The following is a 20,450-nucleotide window of genomic DNA, read 5'->3' on the forward strand; positions in this document are numbered from 1 at the left end:
CACTTCATTGTGCGGTCAGCCTCCGCACACGCTAACCGCGCCAACCCCCGCACTGATAGCGATGGATATCGATGTGAACCATCATTGGAATCGATGGATGGCTCAGGGCTGCAGCGCGGCGGCCGCCCGTGCGACTCGGTTGCGCAGCCACCGGTGGGCGGGGTCCGTCTCGGCGCGCGGCGACCAGAACATCGACTCGCTCATCGTGTCGATCGTGAACGGCGGATCGAGCAACCGGATCCCGGCCCGCTCGGCGAAGTACCGGCCGAGCCGCTCGTGCAGCAGCGCCATGAGCCGGGTGCCGCGGAGCATGAACGGCTGGATGACGAAACTCTGCGTGCCGATCTCGACCGGACGATCGATGCCCAGCTCGCGGAACCGGAGTTCGCTGATCGTGCGCAACGAGGTCCCGGCGAAGGACACGTAGGGCAATGTCCGGAACTGCTCCTCGGTGATCCGACCCCCGATCTCCGGATGGTCGCGGTCGACAGCGCACACCAACCGATCGGTGAACAGCTTCTCCGAGCTCGCCTGGAGGTCCTCAGGCATCAGTTCGTCCGGAAAGATCAGCAGATCCAGCTGCGAGCGGCTGACCTGCTCGGCGAAATCCGGCGCGATCGGGCGGACGGTGAAGCGCAGGTTCGGCGCCTCGACCTCGAGCTCGGCCAACAGCGGTCCGAGCAGGATCAACAAGACGTAGTCGCTGGCCATCAGCGTGAACTGGCGATGATCGGCCCCAGGATCGAACCGCCGACCGGACCGGATCGTCGACTCGACCAAGTCCAGCGCCTCACGGAGAGGCTCGATCAGCTGCAGCGCCCGGGTGGTCGGCACGAGCGACCGGCCCTCCCGGACCAGGAGCGGGTCGTCGAAGAACTTCCGCAGCCGGGACAACGACGCGCTCATCGCCGGCTGCCCGACCGACATCCGCTCGGCCGCCCTCGTGACACTGCACTCGGCCATCAACGCGTCGAACGCCAGCAGCAGGTTGAGGTCGAGCCGATACAGCTGCTCACGATCCACGATGTCACCGTCCCGGCCGGCTCATGAGGTCGCACGACCCTAACCCCAGGGCCCGGTGACCATCAACGCGGCCGATGCGCGACACCGGCAGTCATCACCACAACACAATGGCGGTTCGTCAGACGCCGACATTTGACGAACCGGAGCCACCGCTGCATGACTCCCACAAGACGGTTACGAGAATCACCGGGGTTACGGACCATCAGCGGTACTAGCGGAGCCCCGTTAGCCACAAAGGAACTGATAAAGGTCTGGCACTGTACTCCAGGCGCGGAGGCCAACACATCAGCGGACTGCGGGTGCGAGGAACCAACTGTGACGATTAGGGGATTCGAACCCCTGACCCCCGCACTGCCAGTGTGGTGCGCTACCTCTTCCAGCCTGCACTTTCAGAGAATCCGCTGGCCAGTTGGGACAGTTTGGCGTTGAGTCGGACGCGGGACCCGTTCGGGGTCGGCCAGCTTGACGTCGTGCGCGCGGACCGCGAGCCGGCCGCGGATGCCTTGGCCGCTGCGTTCGCCGGCCATGCCGGCGTAGACGATGGCGCCGTGGGAGCGAGGCAAATACACGCCCGGCTCGCGCGGGTCTTGGGTGACGGCCTGGTCGAAGGTCAGCCACGGGGACCATGCGGCCAGGCGGCAGGTGTGATGCCGGCGGCGCGGTCCCGGCCGGGTTGTCGTCGTTGCCGCTGCTTAGCGATCTTGATGACGACGAGCTCCGGGTCCGAGGGCCGGGGGGTGGGGCGCACCAGTGGATCACCTCGCCGACCTTCTTGATGATGTTGCCGCGGGGCCGGTTGAGCGCGGCGGGCTTGCAGTGGTGCTGGAGAACATCGACTGGAAGCCGGGTGTGGTGGCCGGGCTGGGGTGGAGCGGAGGCGGCGCTGGCCGGCATCGCTGCCGCAGCCGGTCGGCAACAGCGGCCCGGCCACGCTCGCGGTGGCCAGCATCCCCATCTGGTGCGCAGGGCTGGCGTGGTAAGGAAGCAGCGGAGCTCGAGCAGGCAGGCCCGGCGGTGGTGGCCGAACTGTGGGCGCCGGGCAGCGCGGTGGTGACCGCCGGCTGCGACGAGGCCGCCCGGGACGCGGTCGCGGTGTGGACGTCAGCCCGCTGGGTGCCCGACCGGGGCTCGATCGCGGTGCAACTGGCGAAGCTGGCGCCACCGTGATCGGCGCGGGCCGCGCCCACAATCGCGAAGCCGCCCTCGACCTGGGGCCCGACGTGTTCGTCGACCTGGAGGACGACCGGCAGGAAGACATCGGCGAAGTCGACGTGGTTCTCGACGTGTTCGGCAAGGAGATCGGCGCGCGGTCCGCCGGCCTGGTGCGGGCGGGTGGCACGCTGGTCACCATCACCGCCCTGCCCGAATTCGAGCCGCGGTACGGGCGATCGGTCTTCTTCGTCGTGGAACCGGACCGCGCCCGGCTCGCTCAACTGGTCGGGCTCGTCCGCGAAGACAGCCTGCGTGTCCTGATCAGGTCACGTGATTCGCCGGCCGAGGTGCCGCAGGCCGTCAGCGCCGGACGGCAAGTTGGCGGGAGACCGATCGTCATGGTCGACGAGCCCTAAGCGTCGCAGCCAACCGACCGGGTCGCCGCAGCTCGCGACCCGGTCCCCCGCTGGCCCCGCGACGCTCCCGGGCACCGGCGGAAGGACGGGAGCGCAGCTGCCCCAGAAATTCAAGGGCGCACGCGGACGACGGTCTTGCCCTTGCGCCGCTCGGTCGGATTGAGCGCGGGGAGGGCGTCGTCGAGGGATACGACCGTGCCGATGTGCGTGCGGAGGCGTCCATCCCGCACCCGGTCGACGATCTCCACCAGCTGACCCGGAACGGACTCGACGACGAAGTCGATCGCGAGGCCGTCGACCGGGCGCGCCTCGACGGGCCCGACCACCGACACCAGTGTCCCGCCCGGCCGGAGGATGCTCGCCGAGCGCCGCTGGACGTCGCCGCCGACTACGTCGAAGACCAGGTCGACCCCGCCGATGTCGCCGAGGTCGTCGTGCTCGAGGTCGAGGAATTCGTTCGCGCCGAACTCGAGCGCCGCCTGGCGGTCCGCCGCCCGCCCGGTGCCGATGACATAACCACCGAACTCCCGGGCCAGCTGCGTCACCACCGCCCCGACCGCACCGGCCGCGCCGTGCGCCAGGACGCTCTGCCCCGCCCGGAGACGACCGTGCTGGAACAGGCCCTGCCACGCGGTCAACCCGGAAATCGGCAGACTCGCACCCACCGTGAAATCGACGTCCCCCGGCAACGGCGCGAGGTTGCGGGCCTCCACGGCCGCGTACTCGGCAAGGGTTCCGTCGCGGTGCCAGTCCGTGATCCCGAAAACCCGCTGCCCCAGCGAGAGTCCCGTCGTGCCGTAGCCCAGGGCGGTGACCACTCCGGCGAACTCGTGGCCGATGATGGCGTGCGTCCGACCACGACCCGAACGATCGGCCCACGTCGAGGGCCACTCCCACTCAGCGGGCACGAAGCCCGACGCGTGCACTTCCACGACGACGTCATTGATCGCGGGTGTCGGCTCGGGCCGCTGGGCGAGGGTGATCCCGGCTGCTTCCGCGGCTTGGTCCGTCGCGACGATGGCCTTCATCGGTGCCTCCTGTCTCCTGCTCGCCATTCCCGGGCGAGCGATTTTGGGCTGAACAGCCCACTAACGGGAGTGAACACGACCACGGAGTGGGCTGTCAAGCCCAATCTGGGATATCGTGTGAAGCATGGAAGCCAGAACGGAAGCTCGAGCGCCGCAGAAGCTGACGGGCAAGGGGCAGGCCACGCGCGCCCGCATCCTCGAGCACGCCGCGGAGCTGATCTACGCCAAGGGCGTCCACGCGACGAACAACGAGCAGCTCCGGCGCGCGGCTGGCATCAGCGGATCACAGCTCAACTACTACTTCCCCACCAAGGAAAGCCTCGTCCTCGCGGTCATCCAGTGGCAGGCCGAGCGCGTCCTCACCTTCCACCGCAGCGAACGGTTCACCCGCTTCGAAAGCCTCGACTCGCTGCGAGAATGGGCGCGCTACTACATCGCCTACGAGCGCTCCTGCCAAGAAGGCTGCACCCTCGGCTCGCTCGCCAGCGAGATCATCAAGACCGACCTGGACGTCCGCACCGAACTCGCGAGCGCGTTCCGGCAATGGAGAGACATCTTCCGGGACGGGATCGAAAGGATGCAACAACTCGGCCGCATCAGCGCCGAGGCCGATCCCACCCGCCTGGCCCACCTCCTGCTCTCCGCCTTCCAGGGCGGCATGCTCCTCGCCCAGGTCGCCCGCGACATCGCCCCGCTCGAAGACGCTCTACGAGCAGCCATCGATCACGTTCGCGCATTCGCGATGCCCCCCGCCGAGGAACTCGAAGACCAGTAACAGCGAGTGCTATGCCGGTGGGCAACATCCGGCGGGGCCGAGGCGCGTCTGGCTCGGCAGCATCAGCCGGTGGAGACCGAGCAGGCGCCTGGTCGTGAGCGCTGATCCAGGCGGCAGCCTCGTGACTTCCGTCGTCGCGCTTCCCGACGTCGACGGTGTTGTACGGCCAGGCGTTCGACACTGCGCAGTTGGACACCGATTCCGACTTGGGCTCAGGCGGTCGCCATGTGCGCGAACTGGCTTTCGACCACCTGATGAGGCAGATCCGGCTGGCCGTTGAGCGCTGAAGCGCGGAAGCGCCGCCGCATCGAGCGGCGCGGTCGCCGTCGGACTAAGGGCCGGCCAGTACACGACGCGCTGTAATCCGCGGCGTTATTCTGCTGAACGGCGTGGCGAGGTCGTCCACTGACGTCCTGCCTTCAGCAACCATTGCCAAGCAACCCTCTGATGCCGATTCACGAAAGTAACGGCTCAGTACCACCTCGGCATCATGCCATCCTTCAAGGTCACCAGATTCAACTCGAGCACTTCGCGGGGAGACGAGCCCGACGATGCCCGGCGACGTAGTCATAGTCGTTGGCGGAGCTGCCCTCGACACCACATCATCGTCACTTCGACGGCACGCGACGTCCCGCTGCGCCGCGCGAACCAGGCTTCCGGCGGTGGCCACACCAACGGGTCAGCCGAGCACGCGTAGCGCATGGTCGACCGCCGCGCGCAGCCGTTGCGGGTCGTGGCCCGCGCGGTGGCGTACCCGCAGCCCGGCGAGGGTGGTGAACAGCAGGTCGGCGGTGGCCTCGGCGTCGAGGTCGGCAGCCAGTTCACCGGCGGCGATCCCGCGCCGCAACAACGCGGCGATCGCGGCGATCGTGCCTTCGAATGCCGCATCCACCCGCCGGCTGGTTTCCGGGTCGTCCGTGCCCAGCTCGGTGGCCGTGTGGATGACCAGGCAGCCCGGCACGTCGGCGGGCTCGACCATCGAGTAGAGCCAGTCGCGCAACACGAGGCGGACTGGCCGGTCGTCCTCCAGTGCGGCGATGCAGCGCGCGGACTCCGACGCCTGGTAATGATCCAGAGCGCGCAGGAACAGCGCGTGCTTGTCCCCGAAGGTCCGGTAGAGACTGCTCGGGTTGAGGGCGAGCGCCTCCCCGAGGTCGCGGGTGGACGTGGCGTGGTAGCCGCGCCGATGGAACAGCTCCGTCGCGCGCGCGACGACTTCCCCCTCGTCGAACTGCCGAGACCGTGCCACGCACCCAGACTACCCCAGGTTGTGGAGCGACTGCTCCCGTTGTACTGTCCAGACCATACGGGAGCGATCGCTCCCAAAAAGGAGGCAGTGATGGACAACAAAGTGGCCGTCGTCAGCGGTGGCACGAAGGGCATCGGCGCCGCGGTCGTCGAGCGCCTGCGCAAGGACGGCTACTGGGTCGTCACGGGTTCGCGCTCGGCTACGCCGGAGCAGGGTGACGACCTGACCGTCGTCCGCGCGGATCTCGCGACCGCCGAGGGGGTCGAGGCGCTCGCTGCTGCCGCACTGCGGCTCGGCCGGGTCGACGCGCTGGTCAACAACGTCGGGCAGTTCGAGGCCCGGAGTTCGTTCCTCGACGTCACCGACGCGCAGTGGCAGCAGGGCTTCAACGCGAACGTCCTGTCGGCCGTGCGCCTCACGCGCGCACTGCTGCCGGCGCTGCTGGAGCGCGGCGGAGCGATCGTCAACGTGTCGTCGATCAACGCACGGTTGCCGTTCCCGATGGTGGTGGACTACTCCGCGCACAAAGCGGCGCTGACCAACCTCACCACGGCGCTGTCGGAGGAGTTCGCACCGCGAGGGGTCCGGGTGAACACCGTGTCGCCCGGGCCTGTCCGCACGCCGGGCTGGACCGATGACGGCCGTCTCGGCGACAGCATGGCCAGCGCGTCCGGCACCACCCGCGATCAGGTACTGGACGAGGGCGTGCCCGCGAGCATGGGCATCGCACTCGGCCGGATGGGCGAAGCCGGTGAAATCGCCGACGCGGTCGCGTTCCTCCTCGGGCCCCAGGCCCGGTGGATCACCGGCACCGACCTCGTGATCGACGGCGGGACCATCAAGGCGGCGTGACACTCCCCGGGGCTTCGGGCCTCGAGGTGCGCCCCGAAGCCCGAAACCCGCGGAAAGCCTGCTCTCGCCGAACCTTCGGCGTGATGGACAAGCCCGCGCCCGGCCGCCGTCAGCTCGCCTGGGCAGCCGGCATCCCGTCCCCGGTCCCCGTCATGGCGTCGAGCGCGGCGTCGTCGGTCCTCCGTGCAGTCAGCCGCGCGGGCGGCACACACTGACCGTCCGGCGTGACGAACGCCAGTTGCGCGGCCGTGCCCGTGTCTTCCAGAGTGAACCGTGGCGAGGTGCCGCCGGGACGCGGTCGGTGAGCGCGGCCCCAGCTCGCCAGCGCCGCCATGACCACGTTCAGGCTGCGGCCGGCTTCGGTGAGCAGGTACTCCTCCCTGGCCCGCAGCCCCGGCTCCCGGTAGGTCCGCCGCTCCATGAGCCCTTCGTCCACCAGCTGCGCGAGCCGTTTGGCCAGGATGTTCGGCGCGATCCCCAGCTCCTCCCGGAACTCCTGGAACCGTGTCGAGCCCGCCAGCATCGCCTCCCGGACGATCAGCAGCGTCCAGCTGTCGCCGAGCACCTGCAGCGTCCGGGCGATGGAGCAAGTCGAGTCCTTGCCGAGCGTCTTGGGCACGCCACGATCGTACCCACTTGGGTAGCTCCGAGCTAGCCAGCTGGACCGCAAGCTGGGTTGCACGAAGAAATCCAGCGATGCTAGCTTGCTGAAAGCAAGTCAGCAGCCTTGCAGCACCCCAGCGCGCCACGGGCGCGCGAACCGTCCGCACTTCGCATCAAGGAGGCCCATCGTGCCGTCGACCCCAGCCCAGCGCCGTGCGGCGTTCGCCGAGCTCGTCCGGTCCCCCGCGCCACTCGTACTCCCGGGCGCCTATGACGCCTTCACCGCGAAGCTCGTCGAACGCGCCGGCTTCCCCGCGACCTACCTCGGCAGTTTCGCCGCCGCCGCGAGCACGTTCGGCGAGCCGGACGTCGGGCTGATCACGATGACCGAAATGGTGGACGCGGCGCGCCGGATCGTCGAGGCGACCGAGCTGCCCGTGCTGGTGGACGGCGAGAACGGCTTCTACGAGCCCGAGAACATCTGGCGGACGGTACGGGCCTTCGAGTCCGCCGGCGTGGTGGGCATCCACATCGAGGACAACCTCGGCGGCAAGCACACGTCGCGACCGGCGGGACTGATGTCTCCCGAGCGGATGGCGAAGCGCATCCGGGCGGCGCTGGACGCCCGCACGGATCCGACCTTCCAGATCATCGCGCGGTCGGACGCGGCCTGGGTGCACCGGGACATCGACGACGCCGTCAACCGCCTGCAGAGCTATGTCGCCGCCGGGGCCGACGCGGTTTTCGCTCCCGCGATTCCCGCGGCCAAGCTGAAGGAGGTCCGCTCGCGCATCGACGCCCCCGTCATGGTGGCCGCGGACCTGTTCGACGCTCCGGGCGGCGACCGCCCGGGCAGCACGCTCGCGGAGTACGCCGACGCGGGAGCGGACATCCTCCTGCTGTGGTACAGCCTCATCGGCGCGGCGGCCAAGAGCGTCACAGCGGTTCTCGACGCGCTCGAGGAGGGCCGGGAGGTCGCCGACATCCGCGGCCTGATGCTCGGGCAGCACACGTTCGAGTCCCTTATGGACTACGCCGCCTACGAGCGACGCGCCGCCCGGTACCAGTGACGCCTCCAGCCCCGCATTCCCGGTCCGTTCTGACGAAAGACGGTAGCCCCATGAACAACGACAATTCCACCGGCACTACCGCGTTCACCGACGCGCGGGTGATCGTAGGCGACGGCACCACGGTTCTCGACGACGCCGTGATCACTGTCCAGGATGGACGCATCACCGGCCTCAGCCAGGCCCCGGCCGGGGACCTCACCGGCGCGAGCGTGGTCTCGTTGCGGGGCAAAACGGTCATGCCCGCGCTGGTCAACCCGCACGGGCACATCGGCTACATGCGAGGTGCCGCCTGCGATCCGGGCTTCTATTCGCGCGAGAACATCCTCGACCACCTCCGCCGGTTCGTCTACTACGGCATCAGCACGTTCCAGTGCCTCGGGACCGACCGGAACGGCATCGAGATCGCCATCCGCGACGAGCAACGCTCGGGAATCCTTGACGACCCGGACCTGGCGACCTTCTTCACCGCGGGCTCCGGCCTGGTCGCGGCGCCCGGCCCCGGGCAGGCCAGCGGCGCGCCGTTCTTCGCCGTCGACGCGGTGCACCAGGTGACCGACCCGGCGGACGGGCGGGCCTTCGTGCGCGAGCTCGCGGGGCGGAAGGTCGACGCGGTCAAGTTCTGGATCGACGACCGGGGCGGCGCCGCGGCCAAGCTGTCGCCGGAGGCGTGCCGGGAGATCGTCGACGAAGCCCACGAGCACGGCATCCCGGCCGCGGCGCACATCTACACCGTCGAGGACGCGAAGGTCGCGCTCGACGCCGGTGCCGACATCCTCGCCCACATGCCCCGCAGCCCGGGTCCCGACCAGGAGCTGATCGAACGGCTCGTCGAGCGCGACACCGCGGTCTTCACCTCGATGAGCGTGCAGGGCCCGACGCGCACCGAATGGCTGGACGATCCGGCGGTGCGGGAGACGCTGCCGGCCACCGCCATCGAGGAGCTGCGCGGCCGGATGCGGGCGCGAGGCGGGGAACCACTGTTCGACACCGGCGAGACCTACCGCCGCCTGCAGGAGAACTTCGCCACCCTGCACCAAGCCGGCGTCCGGCTCGTCTACTCGGCCGACACGGGCCTACTCGCGCAGCTCCCCGGGCTCGCCGAGCACCGGGAGCTCGAAGCGCTGGTCGAAGCGGGCCTGTCCCCGATCGAGGCGATCGAGTTCGCCACCCGACGCTCGTCCCACCTGCTGGGGCTGACCGACCGGGGGACCATCGAGGTCGGCAAGCGGGCCGACCTGCTGGTCCTCGACGCCGACCCGCGCGCGGACATCACCAACACCCGCCGCATCGCCGATGTCGTGCTCGAGGGGCGGGTCGTGGACCGCGAACGCCTGCGGCGGCAGTGGCGAACCGACGGCGAGTGACCCGTTGCCCGATCGGCGCCCCTGCGGTCATCCGCGGTGGCAACCGCTCGTAAGTGCGACCAGCCGAGTACGGCTCCCTGCCGGGCCATCACACCACTGGGACCCCGCCGTGATGCCGGGACCGCCTCGTCGCGGGCATTAGGCCGCCACCGTCACACCGCGGCCGAAATGCACGGACATCCTTTCCTCCAGCGTCTTGTACCGACCGGTCAATATGCCTATAGTTCAGGCAACGTCGTGCGCCACTGCTCCCCTGGATCGTGGGCGCGTCGTCCGCCTCCTGCCCAAACTTTTGTGTGGGGCAGGCGGCATCCACCCGGCCGGCCCCACCGCCAGGAACGGGTCAGATCGACCGGTACAAAGCGCCGCGTGGTGAAGCGAATCTCCCCCGAAGTCGTTGGAGGTAATGATGGTGGTCGAGCAACAACAGGCGGCGCGGGTCAATCCCGCGCGCGTGGCCTTCGCCAGCTTCGTCGGCACGGCGATCGAGTGGTACGACTTCTTCCTGTTCGGTTCGGCGGCGACCCTGGTGTTCAACACCCAGTTCTTCCCCACCCTGAGCCCGTTGGCCGGGACTCTCGCAGCCTTCGCGACGTTCGGCGTCGCCTTCGTCGCGCGCCCGCTGGGCGGTATCGTGTTCGGGCACTTCGGCGACCGGCTCGGCCGGAAGCGGATGCTGATCCTGTCCCTGCTGTTGATGGGCGGCGGGACGGTCGCCATCGGCGTGTTGCCCACCTACGCCCAGATCGGCCTCGCCGCGCCTCTCCTGCTGGTTCTCGTCCGGCTGATCCAGGGCTTCGCGGTCGGCGGCGAATGGGGTGGCGCCGTGCTGATGGCGGTGGAGCACGCCCCGCCGCGGCGGCGGGCCTTCTACGGCAGCTGGCCGCAGGCCGGCGTCCCGGCCGGGCTCGTGCTGTCGGCCGCGGCGTTCCTCGCGGTGCAGCAGCTGCCGAAGGACCAACTGTTGTCGTGGGGCTGGCGCCTGCCGTTCCTGGCCAGCGCGGTGCTCATCGCGGTCGGCTTCTACGTGCGTTCCCGCCTCAGCGAGTCGCCCGAGTTCGAGCAGGTGTCGCAGGCCCGGGAAGTGTCGAAGTTCCCGCTGAAGGACACCCTGCGACGTTCCCCCCGCTCCGTTCTCGTCGGTCTGTTCGCCCAAGCCGCGTCCAACATCCCCTTCTACGTGGTGACCGTGTTCGTGCTGTCGTACGGCCCCGGCGAGGTCGGCATCTCCCGCAGCACGGTGCTGACCTGCTTGATCGTCGCCTCGTTGCTGGACATCGCCGCGGTGCCGCTGGTGGCCGTCCTCGCCGACCGCATCGGCAGGCGGAACGTCCTGCTGGCCGGGGCGGTCTACTCGGCCCTCGCCGCGTTCCCGTTCTTCTGGCTGATCGACAGCGGCGCCCCCGCCGCGGTGCTCATCGCGATGTTCCTGTTTGCCTGCCTCGGCCACGCGCTGAGCTACAGCGCCATGGCCGGCTTCCTGGCCGAGCTGTTCGACGCCGAGCACCGCTACACCGGCGTCTCGGTCGCGTACCAGGTGGGCGGGCTGATCACCAGCGGCCCGGCGCCGTTCATCGCCGCGGCCCTGTTCGCCGGCTTCGGTGGCTCCTGGGTGATCTCCCTGTACATCGTCCTGGCGTGCGCGATCACGTTCACCGCGCTCCTGTTCACGCCGCGCCGGCCCTGAGCGGCGGGAAACCGCGACACCGCGCTGATCCAGAGCCGGGCCCCGCGGCCGGAACCGCGGGGCTACCGGCCCACGAGCGTGGTGACCAGTGTTTCGGCGATGGCGCGGAGCTCGTCAGGCGTGTGGTCCACCCGTTCCAGCACGGCGATGCCGCGGGTGGTGGTGACGACCAGGCGCGCGACCGCGCGGATGTCTACGGCCAGTTCCACGCCGTCGTCGATGGCGACGAGCGCGTCGTGGACGAGGTCTTCCAGCTTGTCCAGCATCACGCGGACCGCGGCTTCCACCCGGGGAGAGTCCGTCGCGGCCTCGACGGCCGTGCGGGTGGACAGGCAGCCGCGGGACGGGGAGCCGGCCGAGAACACGGCGATGCAGTAGTCGAAGAAGGACAGCAGGGCGGTCCGCTCGTCGGGGCCGTTCAGCGCGTCACGGGCGCCTGCGAGGAAGCGATCGGTGTATTCGCCGAAGGCACGAAGGAAGATCTCCTCCTTGCCCCCGTAGGCGTGGTACAGCGAGCCACGCTGGACTCCGGTGCCCGCGGCGAGGTCGAGCATCGACGTCGCGCGGAACCCCCGCTCGGCGAAGACGTCGAGCGCGCGCTCGAGCGCCACTCGCTCGTCGAACTGCCGAACCCCGGCCATGAAACTCCTTCCTGTCCCGCGCCCGACGACTCTACCGGGATCGAAGATGCTGCCTCCGGACAGCGGCAGTGCCACGGCCCAGCCGATCACCGCAGCGGGCCCGAGTGACGACAGCAGGCCCGGCCCGCTCAGCTCGGTCGCCAGCACGACCGCCGTGGCCGGAGCGCGGGCCCCGGCCGCGAGGCAGGCGGCCATCCCCACGACGGCCGCCCCCGGTACCGGGAACGCGGCGCCTACGGCCGCGCCGACGAACAGCGCCGGACCGATGGTGCCACCCACCCCGCCGACGCCGAGGGTGACGCTCGTCGCGAGGATCTTGGCGGCTGCCAACAGGAGCAGGGCGCCGGTGCTTCCGGATCCCGTGGCCGTTCGGGTGATGACGTCCTGCCCGATCCCGCCGACCTGGGGCACCGCGAGTACCGCCGCGCCCATCAGCACCCCGCCGACGGCCGGGCGCGCCCACTCGGACCACCGCCACACCAGATCGGCCGCCCGCCGCACCACGTGCAGGCTCCAGATCAGCGAGACCCCGGCGAACCCGGCGAGCAGCGCCACCGGCACGGTGGCCAGGTGCGGGCCGAACCCGGCGATGTCCGGCGCGGGCAGCCGCAGCGGTTCCCCCGGCAGGGCCCAGGCGACCGTGGTTCCGGACACGGCCCCGGCCACCGTCGCGGCCAGCTCGAGCGGGCTCACGCCGGTCAGCAGGACTTCCACGACCAGGACGACGCCGGCCATCGGCGCCTGGAAGGACCCGGCGACCCCGCCCGCCACGGCGGACGCCACCGTCGATCGCACCAGCGTGGCCGGTACTCGCGGCAGCCGCACCAGCGCCGAGCCGAGTGCCGCGGAGATGTGGATGATCGGGCCCTCGCTCCCGGCCGATCCCCCGGAGCCGAGGGTGAGACCGGCGGCAATCCCCTTGACGCCCGCGACGCGGGGACGGAGTGGCTCCGCCGTCGCGAGCGCTCGCCGGACCTGCGGAACCCCGCCGCCCCCGGCCTCCGGCGCGCACACCACCAGCAACGGCCCGTAAGCCAGCGCTGCCACTGCCGGGGCGAGAAGAACCACCGGCGCCGGCGCACCGTGCAGCAGCCATCGGCACGCCGCCACGGTCTGGATGAGAGCGACACCGGAAGCGCCGGCCAGGGCACCCGCGAGCACCGCGAGCACCAAGGCCGCGGGCCATCTTCGCGTCATCGTTGAAAGGCCCGTGCCGAAGGCGCCGGCACCCGGCCATCCGGGCCGCCCGCAGTCAGCTCGGATGCGGCCGCCGTGTGTCCGAAAGCGACAGTGGTGGCAGCGCCGAGGTCTAAAACTGACGGAGGTTGTTGACAGTCTGGGCTCCTGATCAAGGGAGGCCTTATGGCTGAGCGAGTGCGGAGTGAGAAGGACCTGGTCAGGCGCGCGAACCGGCACCTGGCCGTTCTTCGTCACGCGGAGTCGATCAGTGGCAATGTCGCGGCGACCTGCCGGTATCACGGCATCAGCCGCACCGTGTTCTACCGGTGAAAACACTGCTACGAAGACGAGGGCATCGACGGTCTGAAGGACCGGTCCAGCGCACCGCTGCACTGCCCGACCAGCACCCACCCGCAGGTGGTCGAGAAGATCATCCACCTACGGCAGCATCACCACTTCGGCCCACTGAAGATCAGCATGTACCTGCGTCGCTACCACGACCAGGAGATCAGCGCCTCCACGATCTATCGCATCCTGAAACGCCTGCGCCTGAGCCGGCTGCCGGCCTCTCAGCGCTACAAGCGCCATCGGCAGCGCTGGAAGCGTTACGAGAAGCAGCGCCCAGGCCACCAGTTGCAGATCGACGTCAAGTTCGTCGAACCGATCACCACCGACGCCGGCCGAAAGAAGCGGTACTACCTCCTACACCGCGATCGATGATTGCACCCGGCTGCGGATCCTGAGGATTTACCCGCGGTCTGACCAGAAGACCGCGATCCAGTTCCTGGACCATGTGCTGTCCAGGCTGCCGGTTCAGGTTGAGAAGATCCAGACCGACAACGGGGCGGAGTTCCAGTCGGCGTTTCACTGGCACCTGCTCGACCAGGGCATCGGTCACGTCTACATCCGTCCCGCCACCCCACGTCTCAACGGCAAGGTCGAGCGCTCACGCCGCATCGACGCTGAGGAGTTCTACCGCCTACTCAACGGCGTCGTCCTCGGCGACATCGCGGTGTTCAACGAGAAGCTCAAGGAATGGGAGGACTACTACAACTATCACCGCCCCCACGGCGGCCCCGGCGGGCCCGCGGCGCACGATCAGGCCGACTGCGGGGTCAGACGCTGGAAGAGTTCCCACGCAGCCCGCTCGACGTGGTTGTGCAGCAGCTTGCCGTCTTCGCGCACCTCCCACACCGCGGTTCCGCTGAACGAGATCGGCCGTCCGTCCGGCTCGGTGCCGAACATTCCCTTGTTGCGGCCGTGCACCCGCCAGCGCGAGGCGACACGGCTGCCGTCGTGGTTCTGGAACGTTTCGACGACCTCCAGCCTGAAGTCGTCGATCTTCTCCCGGAACGCCCGGATCCACGCCTTGAAGTTCTCGCGCCCTTCGATGCGCTCGCCCGCGTTCGTGATGACGAAGTCCTCGACGACGTAGCGGTCCGCGGCGTCCGGATTGCCCGCGTTCCACACGTCGCGCCAGAACGACTCGACCACTTCCACCGAGTTCACCGGCGACATCGGCAACCTCCTCGACCTATGTTTGACAACACTGTCAAACATAGGCGGTCCCGCCTTCGCAGCCCAGCTTTTTGCGAGCACCGCCACACGACAACGGCCGGGCACCCGAAGTGCCCGGCCGAATCCGTCGTACGTCGGTCAGCTCGCGACCGTGAAGGCGTCCTCGAACGTGTAGCCGCCGAGCAGTTCCCGGGCGGCCACCATGTACTGGATGGTGGGCGTGCCCTCCTCCAGCCAGTTCAGGCGCGCGTCGCGGTAGAGGCGTTCGATCGGGTACTTCCGCGTGTAGCCGATCCCGCCGTGCACCAGCAGCGCGCGGTCGGTGACCCGGCCGACGGCCTCCAGGCCGAACTGCTTGACCAGTGACGACTCGGCCGGGATCCGCTTGCCGCTGTCCCATTTGGACGCCGCGTCCGCCAGCATGCCGCGCAACGCGTACACGTCGGCGGCCATCTCGGCCAGGTAGCGCTGGATCGCCTGGCGCTGCGCGATCGGCTTGCCGAACGTGACCCGCTCCTGCGCGTACTTCAGCGACAGCTCCAGCGCCCGCGACGCCGTGCCCAGCGAAGAGGCGGCGATGAACACCCGGCTGATCTCCAGCGCCCGCTCCAGGTGCGCGCCGCCCTCGCCCTCGGCGCCGACCAGAGCCGACACCGGCACCCGCACATCCTCGAACGTCAGCTCGCCGTGCTCGGCACCCTTGCAGCCCATCGTCTCCGGCAGCGGCGCGATGGAGAACCCGGGGGTGTCGCGCGGCACGATGAGCGCCGAGACGTCCTGGTCGGACGTCTTGGCGAACACCAGGAAGTGCGAGGCGATGTCGGAGTTGGTGATGAGCCACTTGCGCCCGTTGAGCACGTACTCGTCACCCTCGCGCCGCGCGGTGGTCGACAGGTCGGCGCCGGTCCCGTTGCCCGGCTCGGTCAGCGCGAAGGCCAGCGACTTCTCGCCGGTCGCCGCGCCCGGCAGGATCTCCTTCTTCTGAGCGTCGTTCCCGATCTCGGACAGGGCGTGCGCGAAGGAGTTGTGCACGTGCACGATGGCCCGGATGCCACCCTGGATCTTCGCGAACTCGGCCAGGATCGGCAGGTACTGCGCCATCGACAGCCCGGCGCCGCCGTACTCCTGGGGCACGATCAGCCCGAACGCGCCACACGAACGCAGCGCGGGCAGGACGATGTCGTACGGAATGGTTTCGGTGTCCTCGATCTGATGTTCCAGCGGGTCGAGCTCGTCCCAGATCGTGGCGAGCACACTGTCGCGCAGCTTCCGGTACTCGTCGGCGGGCAGGCCTGCGTTCATCATTTCCTCCTTGGGATCTAAAGCGTCCAGCCGCCGTCGGCGGCGAGCACCGCACCGGTGCAGAACGTCGCGTCCTCGGCCAGGAAGACCGCGGCGCGGGCGATTTCCTCGACCGTGCCGAACCGCCCGAGCAGCGTGGCATCGGCGATCCTGGCGCGTGCCACGTCCGGGATCGCCGACGTCATGTCGGTGTCGACGAAACCCGGGGCGAGCACGTTGACCCGCACCCCCTTGGGCGCGAGTTCCTTCGCCAGGGAGCGGGCGAAGCCCACGGCCGCCGCCTTGGCGCTCGCGTAGGCCGTGTCGCCGGGGAAACCCACGGAACCGACCGCGGAGCCGACCAGCACGACGCCGGGGCTCGCCCCCCGGGTCAGCCACGGGATCGCGGCCTGGACGAGCGCGGCGGTGCTTCTCAGGTTCGCCTCGACGACCTGCCACCAGTCGTCGAGATCGATCTTGGCGAGTTTGCCGCCCTGCCACACCGCCGCGTTGAGCACGAGCGTGTCGAGCCGGCCCCACTGGCCGGTGACCTGCTCGATCACCGTCCGGGCGCCCTCGGGCGCGGCGAGGTCGAAGGGCACCGGCAGAACTCGGTCCGGGTGGACCGCGGCGAGCTTCTCGACGAGCTCACCGCCGGTCCGGTAGGTACCGGCGACCCGCAGGCCCCGGTCGAGGAGCTGCTGCGCGATGCCGGCTCCGATACCGCGGGAGGCGCCGGTGACCAGGGCCACCCGCTCGCCGGTCATGCTGTCGTCTGCATCCATCACAGTATTGTACCGATCGGTCTATACGAATAGGCGTGTGACATTTAACGGAAAAGAAGGGTCAGATCCGCTCGACGATCGTGGCGTTGGCCATGCCGCCCCACTCGCACATCGTCTGGAGCCCGAAGCGGGCCCCGCGACGCTCCAGCGCGCCGACGAGCGTCGTCATGATCCGGGCGCCGCTGGCGCCCAGCGGGTGGCCGAGCGCGATGGCACCGCCGTGCACGTTGAGCCGGTCGTGCTCCACCTTGAGATCGTTCATCCAGGCCAGCGGAACCGGCGCGAACGCCTCGTTCACCTCGAACAGGTCGATGTCGTCGGCGGTCAGCCGGGCACGCTCGAGCACCGCGCGGGTGGCCGGCACGACGCCCATGAGCATGACGATCGGGTCGTCCCCGACGACGGCCATCGAGTGCACCCGCGCCCGCGGGGTCAGGCCCAGCTGCTCGGCCTTCTCCGCGCTCATCAGCAGGACGCCCGCCGCACCATCGGTCAGCGGCGAGGAGTTGCCCGGCGTGATCTTCCAGTCGATTTCGGGGAACCGCCGCGCAGCCGCTTCGTCCACGAAGGACGGCCGGAGCCCGGCGAGCGCCTGCACCGTGGTCCCCGGCCGGACGGTCTCGTCGACGGTGACCTCGGGCGCGTCGGTCACGGTGATCAGATCGGGCGCGAAGGCATCCCGCGCGGCTGCGGCGCGGTGGTGCGAGGCCGCGGAGAACTCGTCCAGCTCGTCGCGGTCCAGCTGCCAGCGGCCGCAGATCAGCTCGGCGGACAGCCCCTGGCCGATGAGCCCGCCACCGGGAAACCGCTCCGCGATCCGCGAGCCGAGGTGGTCGGCCCCCTGGGCGTCGGAGTGCATCGGCACCCGCGACATCGATTCGACACCGCAGGCGATGACGATGTCGGCCGCGCCGGCCTGGATCGCCTGTGCCGCGAAGTGCACGGCCTGCTGGCTCGAACCGCACTGCCGGTCGATCGTGGTCGCCGGCACCGAGAGCGGGAAGCCCGCGGCCAGCACGGCGCTGCGGGTGGGGTTGATCGCCTGCTCCCCCGCCTTGGTGACGCAACCGCCGATCACGTCGTCGACCAGGGCCGGATCGAGATCGGCGCGCCGGACGAGTGCGGCGAGGACGTCGGCGAGCAGGTGCACGGGGTGGACGTGCGAGAGCGCACCGCCCTTCTTCCCCTTGCCGACGGGCGTGCGCACAACGTCGACGATGACCGCGTCGCGCACTGGTGTCATGGTTCCTCCCTGGGGCGGGTTCAGACCGACCGGCGGGTGCCGATCGGCAGCCGGGACGGCAGAGCGGGCATCGGGCCGCCCGTGCGGCCGCCGGGCACGCCGGCGAACCGATAAGGGACGGGCTCCCGGCCGGGCTGGACGACGACGACCTCGCTCGGGTCGTCGCCGACGGCGCACGAGACCAGCGCACGTGCCACGTCGGGCACGGTGACCAGCGGAAAGCCGAGCCGGTCGAGCTCGGGACGGGCGGCGCCCAGCATCGGCGTGTCGACCAGGCCGGGGCAGACCGCGTGCAGCCCGACCCCCTTGGCGGCGAGCGTGGGCGCGTAGCTCCGCACCAAGCCGATCACCGCGTGTTTCGTCATCGCGTACACCGGATCGAACGGCACCGCGGTCATGCCCGCGAGTGACGCGGTCACGACCGCGCGCCCGCGCGCGGCCAGCAGCCGCGGCACGAGGGCCTGCAAGCCGTGGACCACGCCGTCGACGTTGACCGACCACGCGCGGCGGTAGGCCACGGGATCGACGTCGAGGAGCTCCGCTTCGCCGAGTGCGACGCCCGCGTTCAGCACCAGCGCGGTGAGGGGAAGACCGGCGGCCCCGACGGCTTCGACCGCCACTTCCCAGCCTCCGGGGTCACCCACGTCGAAGGCCACCGCGGAGGCGGCTCCGGCTTCGTCCGCCGCGCGGCCGGCCGCCTCGATGTCGAGGTCGGCGACGATGACGTGCAGTCCGCGTTCGGCGAGTTGCCGGACGACCTCGCGGCCGATTCCGCCCGCCCCGCCGGTGACGAGGGCACACCCCGCGCTGCTGGTCACGATTCCTCCCGGGATCCGACGCTGGACTGGCTCGAACAATACCTGTATAGACCGGTCGGTACAAGACTTTAGGCAGAGTTCCGCCCGTCTTCGCCGCGCGGATTCCCTATCGCGGCGCCATCCGGATCGCTCCGTCCATCCGGATGACTTCGCCGTTGAGGTAATCGTGTTCGACGATGGTGGCGACGAGCCGCGCGTACTCGTCGGACCGCCCGAACCGCGGCGGGAACGGGACGCCGGCCGCGAGCCCGGCTCGGTACTCCTCGGCGACGGTGGCCATCATCGGGGTGTCGACGATGCCGGGCGCGATGGTCATCACCCGGATGCCCGAGGACGCCAGATCCCGGGCCGCGGGCAAGGTCAGCCCGACGACGCCGCCCTTCGACGCGGCGTAGGCGGCCTGCCCGATCTGCCCGTCGAACGCGGCGGCCGACGCGGTGTTGACCACCACCCCGCGCGCGCCGTCCGCCAGCGGCTCGGTCGTGGCGATCGCCTCGGCGGCGACGGCCAGCACGATGAAGGTGCCGGTGAGGTTGATGTCGAGGACCTTCCGGAAGAGGGCCACGTCGTGCCTGCCCGAGCGGGACACGATGCGGGCCGACGGGGCGATCCCCGCGCAGTTCACCGCGATCCGCAGCGGCGCGCCCGCGCCGGCGGCCGTGCCGACGGCCGCCTGCACCTGGTCGGCATCGGTGACGTCGGCCTCGACGTAGGTCACCCCCTCGACCGGGGTGGCCGCCGCGACCGCGGCGGGCAGGTCGAGCGCGAAGACCCGCGCCCCCTTCTCGGCCAGCAGGCGGGCCGTCGCCTGGCCGAGCCCGGACGCACCGCCGGTGACCAGGGCAGCGCTGTCGTCGATTCGCATGTCGTTTCCTTCCACGTCGGCGACACCGGCGCAGGGAAGCCACGGAAGGGCAAGGAGAACGAGCCGGCCGCGAGGGCCCGGCGGCGAGGGAGACCCGGTCCCGAAAACCCGTTGGCGGGCAGCCGATGTCCCCTGTTTGTAGCAGAGCAGGTGAAACAACAACAAGCAGTTTCGTACCGAACGGTACACGTCACATTTTCCGCAAGGCGGGTGGCGCGGAATCGTGGGGCCGCTCGATCCGCGTCAGGCCCGGATGCCGTCGATCAGCGCGTCGAGGAACATGTCCGCGACCTCGTCGGGTTTCAGCTCGCCGTCGGGCTCCATCCACAGGTACGTGTAGTTGAGCATGCCCAGGATCCCTTTCACCAGCAGGCGCGGGGTCTGGCGCAGCACCCCCGCACGCACGCCGTTGTCCAGCGCCTGCCGCCAGTAGCTTTCGTACCGTTCACGGGCCGCGATGACGTGGTCCCGGCGCTCACCGGTCAGTGCGGTGTACTCGCGGAAGAACACGGCCCACTCGGAGCGGTGCTCGGCGATGTTGGCCAGCAGCCCGCGGGCCATCCGCCGGAGCAGCTCCTCCGGAGAGAGATCCTGGTCGAGCAACGCCTCGGCGTAGCTGTTCATCTTGTCGACCTGCTCCTTGCTGATCGCGTAGAGCACGGCCTCCTTGCTGCCGATGTAGTGGTAGAGCGCGCCCCGGCCGAGCCCGACCGCCTGCCCCAGCTCGGCCATCCCGGTGCCGTGGTAGCCGTTCCGGGCGAACAGATCCGCCGCGATGCCGATCACGCGCGCCCTGTTCGCCTCGAAACTCGTGACCGTCATAGCCGACGCCGCCCTCACTCCCGATCGTGGACCGAACGATCCACATGATATCGCCCGGAGGCGCGCTACCGGCGTTCAG

General features: G+C 69.8%; 20 protein-coding genes and 2 pseudogenes. 10 read left to right on the plus strand and 12 right to left on the minus strand.

Translation table 11 applies throughout. The features are described 5' to 3' along the window. Positions 1–102: 102 nt before the first annotated feature. On the minus strand, positions 103–1,023 hold the full coding sequence (locus L2C96_RS18100) for a LysR family transcriptional regulator (protein ID WP_237337073.1): 921 nt from the start codon (positions 1,021–1,023) through the stop codon (positions 103–105). A 750-nt stretch (positions 1,024–1,773) separates the two neighbouring features. On the opposite strand from L2C96_RS18100, the gene L2C96_RS18105 reads away from it, so the two are divergent. Both L2C96_RS18105 and L2C96_RS18110 read left to right on the plus strand, forming a co-directional pair. Continuing rightward, entirely contained in the window at positions 1,774–2,190 is a 417-nt protein-coding gene (locus L2C96_RS18105; protein ID WP_237337074.1) for a hypothetical protein, read from the plus strand. Then, positions 2,187–2,591: a zinc-binding dehydrogenase gene (locus tag L2C96_RS18110; RefSeq protein ID WP_237337075.1), complete on the plus strand. Its 405-nt coding sequence runs from the start codon at positions 2,187–2,189 to the stop codon at positions 2,589–2,591. Before L2C96_RS18105 ends, L2C96_RS18110 begins: the two co-directional genes overlap by 4 nt. Positions 2,592–2,701: 110 nt before the next feature. On the opposite strand, the gene L2C96_RS18115 is transcribed toward L2C96_RS18110, so the two are convergent. After that, positions 2,702–3,619 (minus strand): NADP-dependent oxidoreductase, encoded by a 918-nt coding sequence (locus L2C96_RS18115; RefSeq protein WP_237337076.1) that lies wholly within the window; start codon positions 3,617–3,619, stop codon positions 2,702–2,704. A 124-nt stretch (positions 3,620–3,743) separates the two neighbouring features. On the opposite strand from L2C96_RS18115, the gene L2C96_RS18120 reads away from it, so the two are divergent. After that, complete coding sequence (locus L2C96_RS18120) at positions 3,744–4,394, plus strand: TetR/AcrR family transcriptional regulator (protein ID WP_237337077.1); 651 nt, start codon at positions 3,744–3,746, stop codon at positions 4,392–4,394. Positions 4,395–5,073: 679 nt separating this feature from the next. On the opposite strand, the gene L2C96_RS45105 is transcribed toward L2C96_RS18120, so the two are convergent. After that, on the minus strand, positions 5,074–5,643 hold the full coding sequence (locus L2C96_RS45105; protein ID WP_237337078.1) for a TetR/AcrR family transcriptional regulator: 570 nt from the start codon (positions 5,641–5,643) through the stop codon (positions 5,074–5,076). A gap of 90 nt (positions 5,644–5,733) precedes the next feature. On the opposite strand from L2C96_RS45105, the gene L2C96_RS18130 reads away from it, so the two are divergent. Next, positions 5,734–6,495: an oxidoreductase gene (locus tag L2C96_RS18130; protein WP_020418655.1), complete on the plus strand. Its 762-nt coding sequence runs from the start codon at positions 5,734–5,736 to the stop codon at positions 6,493–6,495. 109 nt (positions 6,496–6,604) lie between these two features. Here L2C96_RS18130 and L2C96_RS18135 read toward each other — a convergent pair whose 3' ends face one another. Next, positions 6,605–7,114, minus strand: coding sequence for a winged helix-turn-helix transcriptional regulator (locus tag L2C96_RS18135; protein WP_237337079.1), 510 nt, complete (start codon positions 7,112–7,114; stop codon positions 6,605–6,607). 172 nt (positions 7,115–7,286) lie between these two features. Between L2C96_RS18135 and L2C96_RS18140 the strand changes: the two genes are divergently transcribed. From L2C96_RS18140 to L2C96_RS18150, 3 genes are all read left to right on the plus strand, one after another. Further along, positions 7,287–8,168 carry an isocitrate lyase/PEP mutase family protein gene (locus tag L2C96_RS18140; protein WP_237337080.1) on the plus strand — a complete coding sequence of 294 codons (882 nt, stop codon included), beginning with the start codon at positions 7,287–7,289 and terminating at the stop codon, positions 8,166–8,168. A 50-nt stretch (positions 8,169–8,218) separates the two neighbouring features. Then, complete coding sequence (locus tag L2C96_RS18145; RefSeq protein ID WP_237337081.1) at positions 8,219–9,532, plus strand: amidohydrolase family protein; 1,314 nt, start codon at positions 8,219–8,221, stop codon at positions 9,530–9,532. A gap of 406 nt (positions 9,533–9,938) precedes the next feature. After that, entirely contained in the window at positions 9,939–11,219 is a 1,281-nt protein-coding gene (locus tag L2C96_RS18150) for an MFS transporter (protein WP_237337082.1), read from the plus strand. 62 nt (positions 11,220–11,281) lie between these two features. Here the strand turns inward: L2C96_RS18150 and L2C96_RS18155 are convergent, their stop codons facing one another. Continuing rightward, positions 11,282–13,057: a chloride channel protein gene (locus tag L2C96_RS18155; RefSeq protein ID WP_237337083.1), complete on the minus strand. Its 1,776-nt coding sequence runs from the start codon at positions 13,055–13,057 to the stop codon at positions 11,282–11,284. Between the two features lie 165 nt (positions 13,058–13,222). Here L2C96_RS18155 and L2C96_RS18160 point away from each other — a divergent pair, with 165 nt between their 5' ends. The 3 genes and pseudogenes from L2C96_RS18160 to L2C96_RS44535 all read left to right on the plus strand — a co-directional run. Further along, entirely contained in the window at positions 13,223–13,369 is a 147-nt protein-coding gene (locus L2C96_RS18160; protein WP_237337084.1) for a hypothetical protein, read from the plus strand. Positions 13,370–13,384: 15 nt separating this feature from the next. Continuing rightward, positions 13,385–13,759 (plus strand): annotated as a pseudogene (locus L2C96_RS18165) (helix-turn-helix domain-containing protein); the annotation flags it as partial. Positions 13,760–13,784: 25 nt separating this feature from the next. Further along, positions 13,785–14,102 (plus strand): annotated as a pseudogene (locus tag L2C96_RS44535) (integrase core domain-containing protein); the annotation flags it as partial. Between the two features lie 35 nt (positions 14,103–14,137). On the opposite strand, the gene L2C96_RS18175 reads toward L2C96_RS44535, so the two are convergent. The 7 genes from L2C96_RS18175 to L2C96_RS18205 all read right to left on the minus strand — a co-directional run bounded on the left by L2C96_RS18175 (position 14,138) and on the right by L2C96_RS18205 (position 20,371). Next, positions 14,138–14,557: an ester cyclase gene (locus L2C96_RS18175; RefSeq protein ID WP_020418649.1), complete on the minus strand. Its 420-nt coding sequence runs from the start codon at positions 14,555–14,557 to the stop codon at positions 14,138–14,140. A 138-nt stretch (positions 14,558–14,695) separates the two neighbouring features. Further along, positions 14,696–15,862, minus strand: a complete 1,167-nt coding sequence (locus tag L2C96_RS18180) for an acyl-CoA dehydrogenase family protein (protein WP_237337085.1) — start codon at positions 15,860–15,862, stop codon at positions 14,696–14,698. A 14-nt stretch (positions 15,863–15,876) separates the two neighbouring features. After that, positions 15,877–16,623, minus strand: coding sequence for an SDR family NAD(P)-dependent oxidoreductase (locus L2C96_RS18185; RefSeq protein WP_237337086.1), 747 nt, complete (start codon positions 16,621–16,623; stop codon positions 15,877–15,879). 61 nt (positions 16,624–16,684) lie between these two features. Continuing rightward, positions 16,685–17,857 (minus strand): thiolase family protein, encoded by a 1,173-nt coding sequence (locus tag L2C96_RS18190; RefSeq protein WP_237337099.1) that lies wholly within the window; start codon positions 17,855–17,857, stop codon positions 16,685–16,687. A gap of 29 nt (positions 17,858–17,886) precedes the next feature. Beyond that, positions 17,887–18,684, minus strand: a complete 798-nt coding sequence (locus L2C96_RS18195) for an SDR family NAD(P)-dependent oxidoreductase (protein WP_237337087.1) — start codon at positions 18,682–18,684, stop codon at positions 17,887–17,889. A gap of 106 nt (positions 18,685–18,790) precedes the next feature. Next, positions 18,791–19,549, minus strand: coding sequence for an SDR family NAD(P)-dependent oxidoreductase (locus L2C96_RS18200; RefSeq protein ID WP_237337088.1), 759 nt, complete (start codon positions 19,547–19,549; stop codon positions 18,791–18,793). Between the two features lie 243 nt (positions 19,550–19,792). Next, positions 19,793–20,371, minus strand: a complete 579-nt coding sequence (locus tag L2C96_RS18205) for a TetR/AcrR family transcriptional regulator (RefSeq protein ID WP_237337089.1) — start codon at positions 20,369–20,371, stop codon at positions 19,793–19,795. Positions 20,372–20,450 lie beyond the last annotated feature (79 nt).

Source organism: Amycolatopsis tucumanensis, from assembly GCF_021654135.1.
In the GTDB taxonomy this organism is placed as follows: Bacteria; Actinomycetota; Actinomycetes; order Mycobacteriales; family Pseudonocardiaceae; genus Amycolatopsis_E; species Amycolatopsis_E tucumanensis.

Excerpts from the sequence above, each read along its gene's own strand:
- L2C96_RS18115 (WP_237337076.1), bottom strand. The coding sequence starts at position 3,619 with ATGAAGGCCATCGTCGCGACGGACCAAGCCGCGGAAGCAGCCGGGATC.
- L2C96_RS18200 (WP_237337088.1), bottom strand. The coding sequence starts at position 19,549 with ATGCGAATCGACGACAGCGCTGCCCTGGTCACCGGCGGTGCGTCCGGG.
- L2C96_RS18175 (WP_020418649.1), bottom strand. The coding sequence starts at position 14,557 with ATGTCGCCGGTGAACTCGGTGGAAGTGGTCGAGTCGTTCTGGCGCGAC.
- L2C96_RS18205 (WP_237337089.1), bottom strand. The coding sequence starts at position 20,371 with ATGACGGTCACGAGTTTCGAGGCGAACAGGGCGCGCGTGATCGGCATC.
- L2C96_RS18155 (WP_237337083.1), bottom strand. The coding sequence starts at position 13,057 with ATGACGCGAAGATGGCCCGCGGCCTTGGTGCTCGCGGTGCTCGCGGGT.
- L2C96_RS18150 (WP_237337082.1), top strand. The coding sequence starts at position 9,939 with ATGATGGTGGTCGAGCAACAACAGGCGGCGCGGGTCAATCCCGCGCGC.
- L2C96_RS18120 (WP_237337077.1), top strand. The coding sequence starts at position 3,744 with ATGGAAGCCAGAACGGAAGCTCGAGCGCCGCAGAAGCTGACGGGCAAG.
- L2C96_RS18145 (WP_237337081.1), top strand. The coding sequence starts at position 8,219 with ATGAACAACGACAATTCCACCGGCACTACCGCGTTCACCGACGCGCGG.
- L2C96_RS18180 (WP_237337085.1), bottom strand. The coding sequence starts at position 15,862 with ATGATGAACGCAGGCCTGCCCGCCGACGAGTACCGGAAGCTGCGCGAC.
- L2C96_RS18130 (WP_020418655.1), top strand. The coding sequence starts at position 5,734 with ATGGACAACAAAGTGGCCGTCGTCAGCGGTGGCACGAAGGGCATCGGC.
- L2C96_RS18185 (WP_237337086.1), bottom strand. The coding sequence starts at position 16,623 with ATGGATGCAGACGACAGCATGACCGGCGAGCGGGTGGCCCTGGTCACC.
- L2C96_RS18160 (WP_237337084.1), top strand. The coding sequence starts at position 13,223 with ATGGCTGAGCGAGTGCGGAGTGAGAAGGACCTGGTCAGGCGCGCGAAC.